We start from the raw sequence: 13,690 nt of genomic DNA, 5'->3' as shown, positions 1-13,690 counted from the left end.
AAAGACCGGCGGTTCATAAATATTATTTTTTAGCGCGCTCTTTCTGGGAGCCTGCGTTTTTATTCATCATACTCATCATCTGATTCACTTTTTTCTGCGACGGTTTCTGACCCATCTGCATCATCATCATGCGTAGCATATCTTCATTAATCGGCGGGTTTTTCTCCAAGTAATCCATCATATACTTTCTCGCAAGAAAGAATCCTAAAGCTAAACCACCTACAAGTGCAACGATGACGATGAGTATCCAAATCCATGTAGCCAAGCGACTTCACCTCTTTCTCCGTACATAAACCATTATATAGTTTATCTTAAAATCATTAATTTTTCAACAAACTATTTTTCCAAAACGGTTCTCATCACTTGTTCTACCGTGAAACCATATTTTTCAACGACGATGTCTCCCGGCGCACTTGCACCGAATGTATCGATAGTCAATAATTTGCCGTCGATGCCGGTAAATTTATGCCAGCCGAGACTCGCAGCCATTTCTACAGCTGTTCTGTTCGCAATATCCTTGTTCAGAACACTGTCGATATAATCCTGATCCTGATTCAGGAATGCCTGCATGTTAGGAATTGAAGCGACTTTGATGTTCACGCCCTGCTCCTCTAATTTTTTCGCTGCATTCACTGCTAGAGACACTTCACTTCCTGAAGCGAAGATGATTGCGTCATCACCTTTATCGAAGATGATATAGCCGCCGCGTTTAACACCTTCATCCACAGTTTCATAATCCACATCGGTCACTTCCACATCCTGACGTGTCAGAACCAATGCTGTCGGTGTTTCCGTTGCTTCAACGGCCACTTTCCATGCAGCTCTTGTTTCATTGCCGTCTGCAGGACGGATTGTATTCAAGTTCGGAATTGCACGAAGGCCGGCGAGCTGTTCGACAGGTTCATGCGTCGGGCCGTCCTCGCCCACTGCGATTGAATCATGCGTTAATACATAAGTTACCGGGAGTTTCATCAGTGCACTCAGGCGGATTGCCGGTTTCAAGTAGTCACTGAAGACAAAGAACGTTCCGCCGTAAGGCTTTATGCCGCCGTGTGCTGACATACCGTTCAATGCTGCCGCCATTGCAAATTCACGCACACCGAACCATATATTTTTACCGGCATAGTTGTCTTTGCTGAAGTCTTCCTGTCCGCTGACGGAAGTTTTGTTACTTCCCGCAAGGTCAGCTGCACCGCCGAACAATGAAGGAACGGACTTGGACAGTGCCTGGATCATATCCCCTGAAGTACCGCGCGTCGCTTTTTTAGTGCCCGCTTCATATTTTGGAAGGTCGGCATCATAGTCTGCCGGTACTTCTTCATTGATGGCCGCGATGAACTCTGCATGCTTTTCAGGTTCAGACTTGCCGTATTCCTGGACAAGCTTGACCCATGCTTCCTCGGCTTCGTTGCCACGCTTGTTTAAAGTTTCATTGAATCGTTTATATACTTCATCTTCCACATGGAAAGTCTTTTCAGGGTCCAATCCATAATACTCGAATGCAGCCTGACGCTCTTCACTGCCAAGCGGCGCACCGTGTGCATCACTCTTACCTGATTTATTCGGCGCACCATATCCGATAACAGTTTTAACTTCGATCATTGCAGGCTTATCCGCTTTTTTTGCATTGTTTATCGCCTGGTCGATTTCATCAAGATCATTGCCGTCTTTTACGAGCTGGTAATCCCAGCCGTATGCTTCAAATCTCTTCTTAATATCTTCGGAGAAGCTTTTATCCAAGTCGCCATCAAGTGAAATATCATTGGAATCGTAAAGAACAATCAGATTATCCAATTTCAGATGACCGGCGAATGAAGCTGTTTCGTGTGAGATACCTTCCATCAGATCACCATCACTTACGAGTGCATAAGTGTAATGATCTACCACTTTATATTTTTCAGTATTATACTTAGCAGCGAGATGTTTCTCAGCCATAGCCATACCGATACTCATAGCAAAGCCCTGTCCCAGAGGTCCTGTTGTAATTTCAACACCTTCAGTGTGTTTAAACTCAGGATGCCCGGGTGTCTTGGACTCATACTGTCTGAAGTTTTTAATCTCTTCAAGCTCCAGTCCGCCTGATAAATGAAGCAGGCTGTAGATCAGCATTGATCCATGTCCGGCACTGAGCACAAAGCGGTCACGGTTGAACCAGTCCATTGAGTTTGGATTGAAGTTCAAATGTTTGCTCCATAGTGTATATGCCATAGGTGCAGCACCCATCGGCAGGCCAGGGTGACCAGAATTCGCTTTTTCAATTGCATCAATTGAAAGTGTACGGATAGTATTAATTGCTAATTGATCAGTCTTATCAAAAGCCATCGTAAATATCTCCTCTATTTTCTAATATTTTTCTCTCGTTGAATTGATTTTAACTTTTCCGGAGTCACGTCACTGCCCTCGGGATCGATAACTTTAGTCTGTTCCACCTGGGCTTTGAATGATTTGCGGAAAGTTTTCAAGTACTCTTGTCTTAATTCCTGCTGTTCAGCTGCTTCCGTCTTCGTCAGAGTACCCTCTTTCTTCTTCTTCGCAAGTTCATTGATGCGATCGAGTTTTTTCTTTTCAAGCATAAAATTCAATCCTTTCTTATATAATTTAACACAAAAAAAAGTATGAGTACATTCTCATACTTAAATAATTATTTTCCCATTGTGACGGACTTGAGATCACTGTCACTTTCTTCTGTTGAAAGTATCTTTTCCTCTATTATTTCATCGATTGCGTTCGTATCCTGTTCGATTGCCATTGTTTCATTGTGTACTTCCTGTGTGTATATATTATCAGAATATGCGTTCTTGCCATTATTGCTAGAATAGATATATATCGTACCGATCATCACAACTGCTAGGAATAATAAAGAAAAACCTTTGATTTCTTTAAGCATTGGGAATCCTCCTCGAACGTTTGTTTGTAACTTCATAGTAACAGAACGCCTGTTCTCAGTCAATACTTTTACGAACAAACGTTTGTAAGATGGCCAGACTTATGCTATCATTATAATTAATAAAGGGCTGGAGGTCTTACTATGAAAGAAATCAGTGACAGACAAAAACAGATCTATCAATTTATAAAAAGAACAGTTCAGGAAAAAGGCTATCCGCCGAGTGTCAGGGAAATTGGAAATGCCGTGGGTCTGCAGTCCAGTTCCACCGTTCATGGACACCTGGCAAAATTGGAGGATAAGGGCTATATAAAAAGAGATCCGACAAAACCGAGGGCGATTGAAATTGTTCAGACGGAAAATCAGTCATACACTCCAGTAATTCAAGTGCCGGTTTTGGGTAAGGTCACTGCAGGCCTCCCTATTACAGCAGTTGAAAATGTTGATGAGTACTTCCCTTTACCGGAACATTTCACAGCAAACCATAACAGTGAAATATTCCTGCTCAATGTAGCCGGGGACAGTATGATCGATGCCGGCATCTTTGATGGGGACCGTGTCATTGTACGTAAACAGAACATCGCACATAATGGCGATATCATCGTAGCGATGACAGACGAGGATGAAGCAACTGTAAAACGGTTTTATAAGGAAAAAGGTTATTATCGCCTGCAGCCTGAAAATCCCGCACTTGAGCCGATCTACCTCGACAGTGTGACTGTACTTGGAAAAGTTGTCGGCCTGTTCAGGGAATTTTAAATTGAAAAAGAATATCTAAAACGAAAATAGATTCGTCCGGATAGTCCGGGCGAATCTATTTTTTAATATAATTCTCAGTATAATATGGTACCTCTTCAGCATTATATTCCACACCGATTCCCATATGTGTATATGAATCATTCAAAGTATTCACTCTGTGTTCTTTCGAATTCATCAGACTGTGATGAGAAAATATCGGCGATGTATGTCCCGTCGCTATATTTTCACCTGCAAGTCTGTATGAAATGTCCAATGATTCAATTCGGTCCTTTAAAGTGCTTCCGTCGGGTGCATTGTGCGAAAAGTAGTCATTGGCCGCCATATCCCTGCTGTGCTCTCCTGCTGCTTTGCTGGCTTTTGGATCATGATCCAAAGGTGCAACTCCATATTTTTCTCTCGTCGCATTGATCAGATGAAAATTCAGTCTTTCATTATCTTCTTCGGACGGATGATTATACATGCTGTCACTGTGTCTCATTTCTGATTTCTTCACTGTAAGCAGGCCGTTTACCTCATCTTCTTCATGTACATCATAAAAGAAGTAGACATACTTATCATTGATATCAAAAACATCATACTGCTCATGCTCGACAATCAGATGTTTCCCGCCCTTATCAACTGTTTTCACGGGACGATCGTATATTTCCCTTATACTGTCACGATCCATCCCCTGAATGTTGATCGAGTCGATGGAGACTTCGTCATTGTTTGTATAGAGACCGGTCACTTCTCCTTCGTTCACCAAAAGGATGTGAAAGATGCCGTCCTCATAAATAATATTGAACTCCCCGGCAAACTCACTGTCTATTACAGCTTCTACATCTTCAGCTTCCGCTTCGAAAGGCTCGCCCATCTGATAATCGATCGAATATGACTGTGTACTGTTGACCTGTTCGATTTTCGATGTATCATAATTCGGCAGTACATAAAGATTCAGCCATTCATTGGCATAACTTTTATCCAGTCCATTTTTAAAATTATAGGATTCTACAGCCGGATATATGAAAAATATAACCAGTGATAACATTAAAAATGAAATTGTTTTTTTAAACACGGCTTCACCTGCTTCAGTATCGATAAATTAATTTATCATTGATATTCTGTCGCTCTCATTTCTGCATAGTTCTCTTCAACAATATCATTTTCTTCATTCACAATCACTACATGTGGGTCATGTTCATGAGCTTCAATATCATTCATCATGGCATAACTGATGATAATGAGCACATCACCGATCTGAACTTTACGTGCGGCGGCACCGTTGACACAAATTTCTCCGCTGCCTCTTGTTCCTTTTATCGTATATGTTTCAAACCGTTCACCATTATTATTGTTGACGACTTGAACTTTTTCATTCGGCAGTATGTCCGCAGCTTCAAGCAGCTCGGGGTCAATCGTTATACTGCCCACATAATTCAAGTTCGCTTCTGTCACCCTTGCCCTGTGGATCTTGCCATTCATCATTGTTCTAATCATTTACTTTCACCATCAGATTGTCGATCAATCTCGCTTTCTCAAATTGTACAGCAATGAATATTATAGCATCCGAGTCCACATGTGTCATCATGCCGAGATCCGGGTGACTTAGAATCTGAAGGTCATCAATGATGCCGGAAGTATTTTCATCAATATGAGCGGTGATCTGATTCTTAATTTCTTCAACATGCCTTTCACCGCTCTGGATCAGTTTATTGCCAAGCTGCAGACTTTCATACACGTGCGGTGCTTCGGACAGTTCCTGCTCGCTCAAATTAGTATTTCTGCTGCTTTTTGCAAGCCCCGTATCTTCACGTTCCGTTTCCACTGCAAGAACTTCAATATCATGGTTGAAATCTTCTATCATCTTCTGGACGATCATCAGCTGCTGTCTGTCCTTCTCACCAAAAGTGACATATTCCGGTCTGATGATATTGAAAAGCTTGTTAACGACCGTCACGACACCTTCGAAGTGACCCGGACGTTTAACACCATCGAGTACTCCGGCCATGCTGTTCAAAGAGATGTCGAGCTCAAGATCCCCAGGATACATTTCATCCACTTCCGGGTGAAAGACGTAGTCTGCGCCGTTCTCCTTCAATATATGCAAGTCCCGTTCCAGGTTTCTTGGATAATTGTCAAAATCCTCATCAGGTCCGAACTGCAGAGGGTTTACAAATATACTGACCACTACCGTGTCACCATGTTTTTTAGCTGTATCGACCAGCTTCAGGTGTCCGCTGTGCAGGTAGCCCATAGTTGGCACGAGAGCGATTTTTCCAATCTCATCGGCACTCAAATATTCTCTGATCTCATTAATTTTACTGGTTGTTTTCATCCTCATAAACCTTCTTTTTATAAGTAGTCTGTTCGTCAGGGAATTTCAGTTCTTTCACTTCCCGGACGTATTGTTTTATACCCTTTACCCCAATTTCGTCGAAATCGCCGTACTGCTTGACGAATTTTGGCGGCTTTCCTGTACCATATTTTAATATATCATGGTAGACAAGGACCTGGCCGTCCGTGCCGGCCCCTGCACCGATACCGATAAGCGGAATATCCACACGCTCTGCAGCTTTTACCGCCAGATCTCCCGGAATCGCCTCAAGTACTGTCATGACGGCACCAAGCGTTTCAAACGTCTCAAGTGTATCGAGCAGTTCTTCTGCCTCTTCTCTGGAAGATGCCTGCATTTTAAAACCTGTAATGCCGACAGACTGCGGAGTCAGCCCCAGATGCCCCACAACAGGAACACCTGCGTCAACAAGCGTATGTATAAATTTCTGCAGATGTCCGCCTTCGATCTTGACTGCATTGGCACCACTTTCCTGATACAGCCTGATTGCGTTTCTCACCGCCTCCTCCCTGCTCACATGATATGTGCCAAACGGCATATCGGCAACAATGTATGTATCCGGCGCTCCCCTTCTCACAGCTCTTGTGTGATGAATCATATCTTCAAGAGTCACTTCAACAGTCGAACTGTATCCCAGCACCGTCATGCCGAGTGAATCACCGACAAGTATCATATCCACTCCGGCCGCTTCTGCCTGACGTGCGCTCGGATAATCATATGCCGTCAGCATGGTGATTTTCTCATTATTCTTTTTCATCTCAATAAAATCCGATGTAGATTTCATTAATCTTCCCCCTGTATGTTATATAAGTTATAATTATTTTACCACATTAATATAAAGGCTTTCGGAGGAATATTCATGAAAATTGCCTGTATCGGCATCGGAGCAGTCGGCAGCATTATCGCCAGAGAATTAAAATCAATCGATTTGGACGTCACTTTATATTCAAGAACCGGACAAAGCGGTTTCACCATACTGGAACATGATGAGTACATCCGTTACAATTACACAATCCAGCCCACCGCTGAACATGACGGCACTAAATTCGATGTGATTTTTATTTCCACAAAAGCGACAGTTTTAAGGGGTCTGGTCGATCTCATCCCTGAAATGTCACATGAACACACTGACATCATACTTTGTGAAAATGGTATGGGATATGACGACTGGTTCAAAAACAGCATACCTTCTGTCGTTTATATCAGCGGCAGGAAGAAACACGATTACATAGAACATTTCAGAGACAGTAAACTCATCATCGAAAATAAAAAATATCATCATCTGGACGAACTGATTTCTCTGCTGGAATCAAAAGAAGATGTTGAACTTGAAATCATCAAAAACGAGCAGTTCGAGAAACTGCGCTATGAAAAACTTTTAATCAACCTGGGCGTCAATACCATGACCGCCCTGTCACAAAATACTGCCCGGATTTTTCATGATTCAGATATTGTAAATCTGACCGAACAGCTGCTGAAGGAAGGCCAGGCTGTCATCAACCGGGAATCCCGCATCATCAGTGATGACTTTATCGGCCATTCAATCAATTTGTTTAAGAGTTACCCGGATCATATGGGGACAAGCATGTACTATGACGTTATGAACCGGACAGAGACGGAATATGAGTTCATCCAAAAATATTTTTATGATCATAAAGGAGATGTGCCGACGCCCGTACTGGATGTGACTTACGCACTGCTGAAAGGATATTCGGCCGGGAGATGACCGGAGATATATGAGCATAAATATACCATAATGGTATTAATATCTTAAAATAGTGAAATGACTGTAAACATACGTTAACTTTCACCTCCAGTTTGTTACTATAAAATAGTGAAAATAGGAGGTATGATATGAACGATAGTTATCGTAGAGAATCCTGGATGCTTGGTTTTGCATATGCCGGAGTGGTTGTAGGCGCCGGCTTTTCAACGGGTCAGGAAGTATTACAGTTTTTTGCAAGTTACGGTTTATGGAGTTTCGCAGGTGCTGCACTTGCCGCACTCACTGCAATCTTTATCGGCAGGCAGACCGCAAAGCTCGGTTACGACCTTGACGCCGAATCCCACGTGATGCCGGTTTATACATTATTTGGTGATAAGTTTGGCAAAGTGGTCGATTATATCCTGGTGTTCTTTCTATACGGTCTCGGCACCGTAATGATTGCCGGATCCGGTGCAACATTCGAACAGTCTTTCAACATTGCACCATGGCTCGGAACACTGTTCCTTATAGTACTGGTCAGCGGGACACTGCTTCTTGACTTTAATAAAATTGTTTCCATCATTGGGAGTATCACACCGCTTCTTGTCATCATTGTAATCATCGTGGCTGGTTACAATCTATTGAATCCGACGGTCCCTCTCAATGAGGTGAACATACATGCAGATATCACCCGGACGCCTACCTCTATTTGGTGGCTGGACGCATTGACATATACAGGTGCTGTCCTCGCCTGTGCTTTCAGTTTTTTATCAATCATGGGATCGGATGCATCCAGGCATAAAGTCGCAAGGCGTGGAGCTGTATATGGTGGTATAATATTTTTAGTATTATTAATTCTTGTAAACAGCAGCATACTGGTGACTCTCACACAGGCTAATGAAGTTGCACTGCCGACTATGGCAATGGCAAATAATCTTCATCCGGTCATAGGAACAATTTTCTCAGTAATTATTCTGCTGCTGATCTATAATTCAGTCATTGGATTGTTTTATCCATTCCTCACCCGTTTTACTACAGCATATTCCAGAAACTATAAGGTCATGCTCGTCATTTCGATGATGGCTGCGTATGTAATGACTTTTGTTGGTTTTGTGGAACTCGTCAATATTGTCTACCCGATACTCGGTTATGTAGGCATGGCGATTGCTCTCGCTATCTTCATTCGCTGGAGTGTTAAAAAATACAAAAAATAGCATAATGAAAAAACAGTGTCCGGGAGGAGAACCCCCGTACACTGTTTTTTTAAGTTCCGCAAAAAGTATTCTGTATCATTTCTTCATCTCTCGGCGGACGTTTATAATATTCATCGTGGTTATCGTTGAACGGATCTTTGAATATTTCATTGAGTTTTTCAACTTTGGAATAATCGTCCGTCTTAACGGCATAAAACAATGCTTCTTCCACTAGATGGTTTCTCGGTATCACGGCTGGATTGACGCTTTTCATAAGTCTGTATGCATCTTCTTTGGACTGATCATTTTTCTCCAGTGCAGTCTGCCATTTTACTGCCCATGCATTGAAAGTTTCCTCATCATTAACATTAATATCGGATATACGGTCCAGTGACAATGCTCTGAAGGTCGAGGTATGGTCAAGTCCCTCATCTTCCAGAATTTCAAGGAATTCAAGTACAAGTTCCACATCACTTTCCTCCGGTTTAACAATACCGAGCTTGTTCACCATATTCGTAAGCCAGTAGGTCTGGTACAGATCTTTATAGTTGTCCAGCTTTTGCTGTGCGATTTCTATCGCCTTATCCTGATCTTCATCTAGTAGCGGAATGAGTGTCTCAGCAAATTTTGCCAAATTCCACTGGGCGATGCCCGGCTGGTTCCTGAATTGATATCTGCCCTGTACATCGATTGAGCTGAATACCGTTTTCGGATCATAGTAATCCATGAATGCACATGGGCCGTAATCGATTGTTTCACCGCTGATGGCCATGTTATCGGTGTTCATCACGCCGTGGATGAAACCGAGGGACTGCCATTTGGCAATCAGATAACTCTGCGCATGCACCACCGCTTCCAAAAATGATTCATACTTGTTTTCCTTATCGGCAAAATCCGGATAATGCCGCCCTATGGCGTAATCCGCCAGTTCTTTTACAGCTTCCTCACTTTCTATGACTGCATACTGGAAAGTGCCTGCTCTCAGATGACTGCCCGCCACCCGTGTCAGTATGGCACTCTTTAGTGCCTGCTCACGCATGATGACGTCACCCGTCAAAGTGACGGCAAGACTGCGTGTTGTCGGAACACCGAGTGCATGCATCGCTTCACTGATGATATATTCCCGGAGCATCGGTCCGAGCGGCGCACGGCCGTCTCCGGTACGGGAATATGCTGTACGTCCGGAACCTTTCAGCTGCACATCATATCTTTCACCCTTGTGAATATGTTCGCCGAGCAGCAGTGCCCTGCCGTCGCCAAGCATGGTGAACTGGCCGAACTGGTGGCCGGCATATGCCATCGCAAGCGGCGTATCTCCAATGATTTCATTGCCTGTGAGCACCTCCCTGCCGCTCTCGGAATTGAGAGCTTTCTCATCCAGTCCAAGACTGTCAGCCAGACGGCTGTTGAAGAGTAGGATTTCTGGATCTGACGATTTCTCGGGTGCCGTTTCTGTATAAAAGTGTGAAGATAAATTTTTGTACGTCGTTTCAAAATTGAAACCAAATGTCATTCTCTCATCTCCATTTTAAATAAGTTCTTCCAAAGCCATATGCAGGGCAAAGATGACGTGCTCCATTACGAGTCCGCCCTGGACAAAAACAGTATAGGGCGGCCTGATCGGTCCGTCTGCACTCAGCTCGAGGGATGCACCCTGGACAAAAGTGCCTGCTGCCATGATGACAGGATTCTGATAACCCGGAATGAGATCCGGAATCGGCATGAATTTCGCATTCACCGGACTCGCCTTCTGTATCATCTGGGTGAATCTGATCATTTCATTTTCACTGTTGAAGCTGACTGTCTGAATCAGATCCGTCCGTTTATCTGCCGGGGCAGGATCCGTCGTCATACCGATCTTTCGCAGTACATGACTGGTCAGGACTGCGCCGTTCAGACTTTCAACCACTGCGTGGGGTGCCATGTAAAAGCCCTGGAACATGTCTCCGAGCGCATTCAGGCTCGCCCCCATCTCCTTGCCGATGCCCGGCACTGTCAGTCGGTAGCTGACACGTTCGACCAGGTCCCTGCGCCCGGCAATATAGCCGCCCATTTTTGCAAGCCCGCCGCCCGGGTTTTTGATGAGGCTGCCGGCAATGATATCGGCGCCCGCTTCGAGCGGTTCCCTGTCTTCGACAAATTCACCGTAGCAGTTGTCCACGAAAATGATGACTCCAGGGTATCTCTCCTTGATCGTCCGGCAGACTTTTTCTATCTCATCAATCGTCGTCGATGCCCTTAGAGAATATCCGCGTGACCTCTGTATGCCGATGACTTTGGTCTTTTCCGTAATTGTCTCCAAAATCGCCTCAGTATCAAAAGTGTCATCTTTCAGATCCACTTCTTTGTATGACACACCCTCGTCGTACAGGCTGCCGATATCTTCCTTGCTGCTGCCCACCACTTTTTCAAGAGTATCGTAAGGGGTGCCCGTAATATATAACAGTTCATCACCTTTTTTCAATAAAGACAGCAGCACCAGGCTGATGGCATGGGTGCCAGAGATGATCTGGCTTCTGACCAGTGCGTCTTCCGCCCTGAACACGTCCCTGTATATATCTTCGAGCTTGTCCCGTCCGATATCGTTGTAGCCGTAGCCCGTCGTCCCGGAGAAGTCCGTATCCGTCACTTCATTCCCGAGAAAGGCCGCCATCACTTTTGAAAAGTTTTTATAGCCGAGCTTTTTATTTTCCTTGATGATCGGTTCTATTTCTTCCAATGATTCTTCAATCAGATTTTGTACCGCTAATGTCGTCACTGCCTACAATCCTTTCAATCCATCCGCCTTCCGGTGAATGTCCTTCTACTTTAAATGTGCCGGTCTCTTCATCCATTTCACTGCTTTCGATAATCGTCGCACCTTTAAGTGAATAGTATAAATGCATGTGTTCCGCCGGCAGTTCAACTTTGTAATCTTCAAATTCTTTTTTCATGAAATCTTCGAGATGCTTATTAATTTCTTCCGGCGGCGTGTTTTTGGCAACGTACACACTGTGCTCCGCCGGTATAAGATTCATATCATTGTTTTTATCCGTCTTGTTGAAAAAGACGATCTGGGGAATCTCCGTCATATCCAGTTCCTGCATCAGACCTTTGACCGTATCATAGTGTGCTGTAATATTATCCGCACTGTTATCAATCACATGGATGATGAAATCACTGTCGCTCGCTTCCTCGAGAGTGGATTTAAAACTTTCAACGAGAGTCGTCGGCAGATTTTGAATGAATCCGACCGTATCTGTCAGTACACAGTTGAATCCGCTCGGCAGTTCCAGTTTCCTCGTCTTCGGGTCGAGTGTTGCGAATAATTTATCCTGTTCCAGAGTGTCGCTGTCCGCCATAATATTGAACAGTGTGGACTTGCCCGCGTTCGTATAGCCGATCAGGGCGACTTTGACGACCTGATTCTTCCGCCGCTGCTCTCGGTATCTCTCACGGTGGTTGATGATCGTCTTCAACTGGTTTTTTATTTCTTTTATCCTTGTGTTGATATGACGTCTGTCCGTCTCAAGCTTCGTCTCACCGGGACCTCTCGTACCGATTCCCGCTCCGAGCCTTGACAGGTTGATGCCCTGTCCTTTAAGCCTCGGTACCAGATATTCCAGCTGTGCAAGTTCGACCTGCAGCTGACCGGCTTTGCTCAGTGCCCTTAAACTGAAAATATCAAGAATGACCTGTGTCCGGTCGATTACCTTGGTATCGAGGACTGATTCAATTTTTCTGTTTTGACTGGCAGTGATTTCATCGTTGATGATGCAATAATCGATATCTTCATCATAGCCCGCGGCAACAGTCTCCAAAAAGCCCATTCCGACATAGCTTTTCGGGTCCTTTGAGTTTCTGTTCTGTATATGTGACCCGATGATGTCAATGCCGCTCGTCGCTCCAAGGCTCTTCAGCTCTTCTATCTCTGAATCGATATCTTTCACATCGAATGTATTCACAGCGATGATGATGCCTTTAAAATTTTCCGCCATATTGTCAAAACACCTCCATCGGAATAATATTTTTCATTAATAAATGTTTAAAACCATAATAAGTTGTGTACATAACATATATATAAAGTATATTTTTGTTAACCAGAAAGGGGCCCTTCAAGTGAAAACTCATTTCTATGACTTGAAGTTCAACGACGCACATGGCGAAGAACAGTCGATGGAGTCTTATAAAGGCAAAGTGATTTTAATCATCAATACTCCCGTTGAAACTGAGAACAACGAACAGTTGACCGATGCGGATCATATATATCAGAAATATAAAGATCAGGGACTCGCAGTCCTCGGTTTTCCTTCTGACGATTTCAACAGGAAACTGTACATCCAAAACCCGCTGGCAAACAATGACGATAAAGTGCCTTACAATCCTACATTCCCTTTAATGGAAGAAGTACACGTCCGGGGACATGATATCCATCCGGTATTTCAATATTTGACAGAAGGCAGATCGGCTCTCTTCATCAACAAAGTCAAATGGAATTATACGAAATTCATCGTTTCCCGGGAGGGCAGGGTCGTATCAAGATACGCACCACAGAAGTCCGTCATTCAGCTGGAGGATGAAATACAGGAGCTGTTGAACGGCTAAAATAAAACCCACCCGATGATGGGATGGGTTTTATTGTTTTACAAATGTACTGATCGCATGTTTGTAGATCAGATGAGTTTTGCCGCCGGATTCAACTTTGATTACATACTTATCAAACTCTTTGACCTTGCCTTTCATCTGATAGCCATTTTGCAAAATGACCGTCACTTCCGTGTCCGCGTCTTTGATATCGTTCAAAAATTCATCTTGCAGATTTAAGTTGCTCATTTAGC

At 43.8% G+C, this 13,690-nt stretch carries 16 protein-coding genes; 4 read left to right on the top strand and 12 right to left on the bottom strand.

From position 1 onward, the window contains the following. Positions 1 to 22: 22 nt before the first annotated feature. The 4 genes from BLR15_RS01130 to BLR15_RS01115 all read right to left on the bottom strand — a co-directional run bounded on the left by BLR15_RS01130 (position 23) and on the right by BLR15_RS01115 (position 2,887). The gene (locus BLR15_RS01130) at positions 23 to 265 is read right to left on the bottom strand and encodes a YneF family protein (protein ID WP_052256561.1); all 243 of its coding nucleotides are present in this window, start codon (positions 263 to 265) and stop codon (positions 23 to 25) included. A gap of 71 nt (positions 266 to 336) precedes the next feature. Then, a complete protein-coding gene (gene tkt / locus BLR15_RS01125) occupies positions 337 to 2,322 on the bottom strand; it encodes a transketolase (RefSeq protein WP_092983814.1) in 1,986 nt (661 codons plus the stop codon). 14 nt (positions 2,323 to 2,336) lie between these two features. After that, entirely contained in the window at positions 2,337 to 2,573 is a 237-nt protein-coding gene (locus BLR15_RS01120; protein WP_092983812.1) for a DUF896 domain-containing protein, read from the bottom strand. 68 nt (positions 2,574 to 2,641) lie between these two features. Next, complete coding sequence (locus BLR15_RS01115) at positions 2,642 to 2,887, bottom strand: hypothetical protein (RefSeq protein ID WP_092983809.1); 246 nt, start codon at positions 2,885 to 2,887, stop codon at positions 2,642 to 2,644. Positions 2,888 to 3,028: 141 nt separating this feature from the next. Here BLR15_RS01115 and lexA point away from each other — a divergent pair, with 141 nt between their 5' ends. After that, on the top strand, positions 3,029 to 3,643 hold the full coding sequence (lexA, locus tag BLR15_RS01110; RefSeq protein ID WP_092983807.1) for a transcriptional repressor LexA: 615 nt from the start codon (positions 3,029 to 3,031) through the stop codon (positions 3,641 to 3,643). Between the two features lie 55 nt (positions 3,644 to 3,698). Here the strand turns inward: lexA and BLR15_RS01105 are convergent, their stop codons facing one another. The 4 genes from BLR15_RS01105 to panB are packed head-to-tail and all read right to left on the bottom strand — an operon-like array spanning position 3,699 to position 6,759. Continuing rightward, the gene (locus BLR15_RS01105) at positions 3,699 to 4,697 is read right to left on the bottom strand and encodes a CAP domain-containing protein (protein WP_245696451.1); all 999 of its coding nucleotides are present in this window, start codon (positions 4,695 to 4,697) and stop codon (positions 3,699 to 3,701) included. Positions 4,698 to 4,732: 35 nt separating this feature from the next. Next, positions 4,733 to 5,119: an aspartate 1-decarboxylase gene (gene panD, locus BLR15_RS01100; protein WP_092983805.1), complete on the bottom strand. Its 387-nt coding sequence runs from the start codon at positions 5,117 to 5,119 to the stop codon at positions 4,733 to 4,735. Next, entirely contained in the window at positions 5,112 to 5,957 is an 846-nt protein-coding gene (gene panC / locus BLR15_RS01095) for a pantoate--beta-alanine ligase (protein WP_092983803.1), read from the bottom strand. Before panC ends, panD begins: the two co-directional genes overlap by 8 nt. Further along, positions 5,941 to 6,759 (bottom strand): 3-methyl-2-oxobutanoate hydroxymethyltransferase, encoded by an 819-nt coding sequence (gene panB / locus BLR15_RS01090; protein ID WP_092983801.1) that lies wholly within the window; start codon positions 6,757 to 6,759, stop codon positions 5,941 to 5,943. Before panB ends, panC begins: the two co-directional genes overlap by 17 nt. A 75-nt stretch (positions 6,760 to 6,834) precedes the next feature. Here panB and BLR15_RS01085 point away from each other — a divergent pair, with 75 nt between their 5' ends. Beyond that, entirely contained in the window at positions 6,835 to 7,701 is an 867-nt protein-coding gene (locus tag BLR15_RS01085) for a ketopantoate reductase C-terminal domain-containing protein (protein ID WP_092983799.1), read from the top strand. Positions 7,702 to 7,829: 128 nt separating this feature from the next. Continuing rightward, positions 7,830 to 8,894 (top strand): YkvI family membrane protein, encoded by a 1,065-nt coding sequence (locus BLR15_RS01080; protein WP_092983797.1) that lies wholly within the window; start codon positions 7,830 to 7,832, stop codon positions 8,892 to 8,894. Between the two features lie 49 nt (positions 8,895 to 8,943). Here the strand turns inward: BLR15_RS01080 and BLR15_RS01075 are convergent, their stop codons facing one another. From BLR15_RS01075 to hflX, 3 genes are read right to left on the bottom strand one after another with little or no spacing between them, the layout of a single operon-like run. Further along, entirely contained in the window at positions 8,944 to 10,386 is a 1,443-nt protein-coding gene (locus BLR15_RS01075; RefSeq protein WP_092983795.1) for a protein adenylyltransferase SelO, read from the bottom strand. 15 nt (positions 10,387 to 10,401) lie between these two features. After that, the gene (locus BLR15_RS01070; protein WP_092983794.1) at positions 10,402 to 11,631 is read right to left on the bottom strand and encodes a methionine gamma-lyase family protein; all 1,230 of its coding nucleotides are present in this window, start codon (positions 11,629 to 11,631) and stop codon (positions 10,402 to 10,404) included. Next, on the bottom strand, positions 11,600 to 12,850 hold the full coding sequence (gene hflX, locus BLR15_RS01065; protein WP_092983792.1) for a GTPase HflX: 1,251 nt from the start codon (positions 12,848 to 12,850) through the stop codon (positions 11,600 to 11,602). The genes BLR15_RS01070 and hflX overlap by 32 nt, the downstream gene beginning before the upstream one ends. A 121-nt stretch (positions 12,851 to 12,971) precedes the next feature. On the opposite strand from hflX, the gene BLR15_RS01060 reads away from it, so the two are divergent. Beyond that, positions 12,972 to 13,457, top strand: coding sequence for a glutathione peroxidase (locus BLR15_RS01060; protein WP_176754009.1), 486 nt, complete (start codon positions 12,972 to 12,974; stop codon positions 13,455 to 13,457). 30 nt (positions 13,458 to 13,487) lie between these two features. Here the strand turns inward: BLR15_RS01060 and hfq are convergent, their stop codons facing one another. Beyond that, on the bottom strand, positions 13,488 to 13,685 hold the full coding sequence (gene hfq, locus BLR15_RS01055; protein ID WP_092983788.1) for an RNA chaperone Hfq: 198 nt from the start codon (positions 13,683 to 13,685) through the stop codon (positions 13,488 to 13,490). Positions 13,686 to 13,690 lie beyond the last annotated feature (5 nt).

Source organism: Lacicoccus qingdaonensis, assembly GCF_900101075.1.
Lineage (GTDB): Bacteria > Bacillota > Bacilli > Staphylococcales > Salinicoccaceae > Lacicoccus > Lacicoccus qingdaonensis.
Note: the sequence above shows the minus strand (reverse complement) of the source record. Positions and strands in the feature narration are given on the sequence as shown.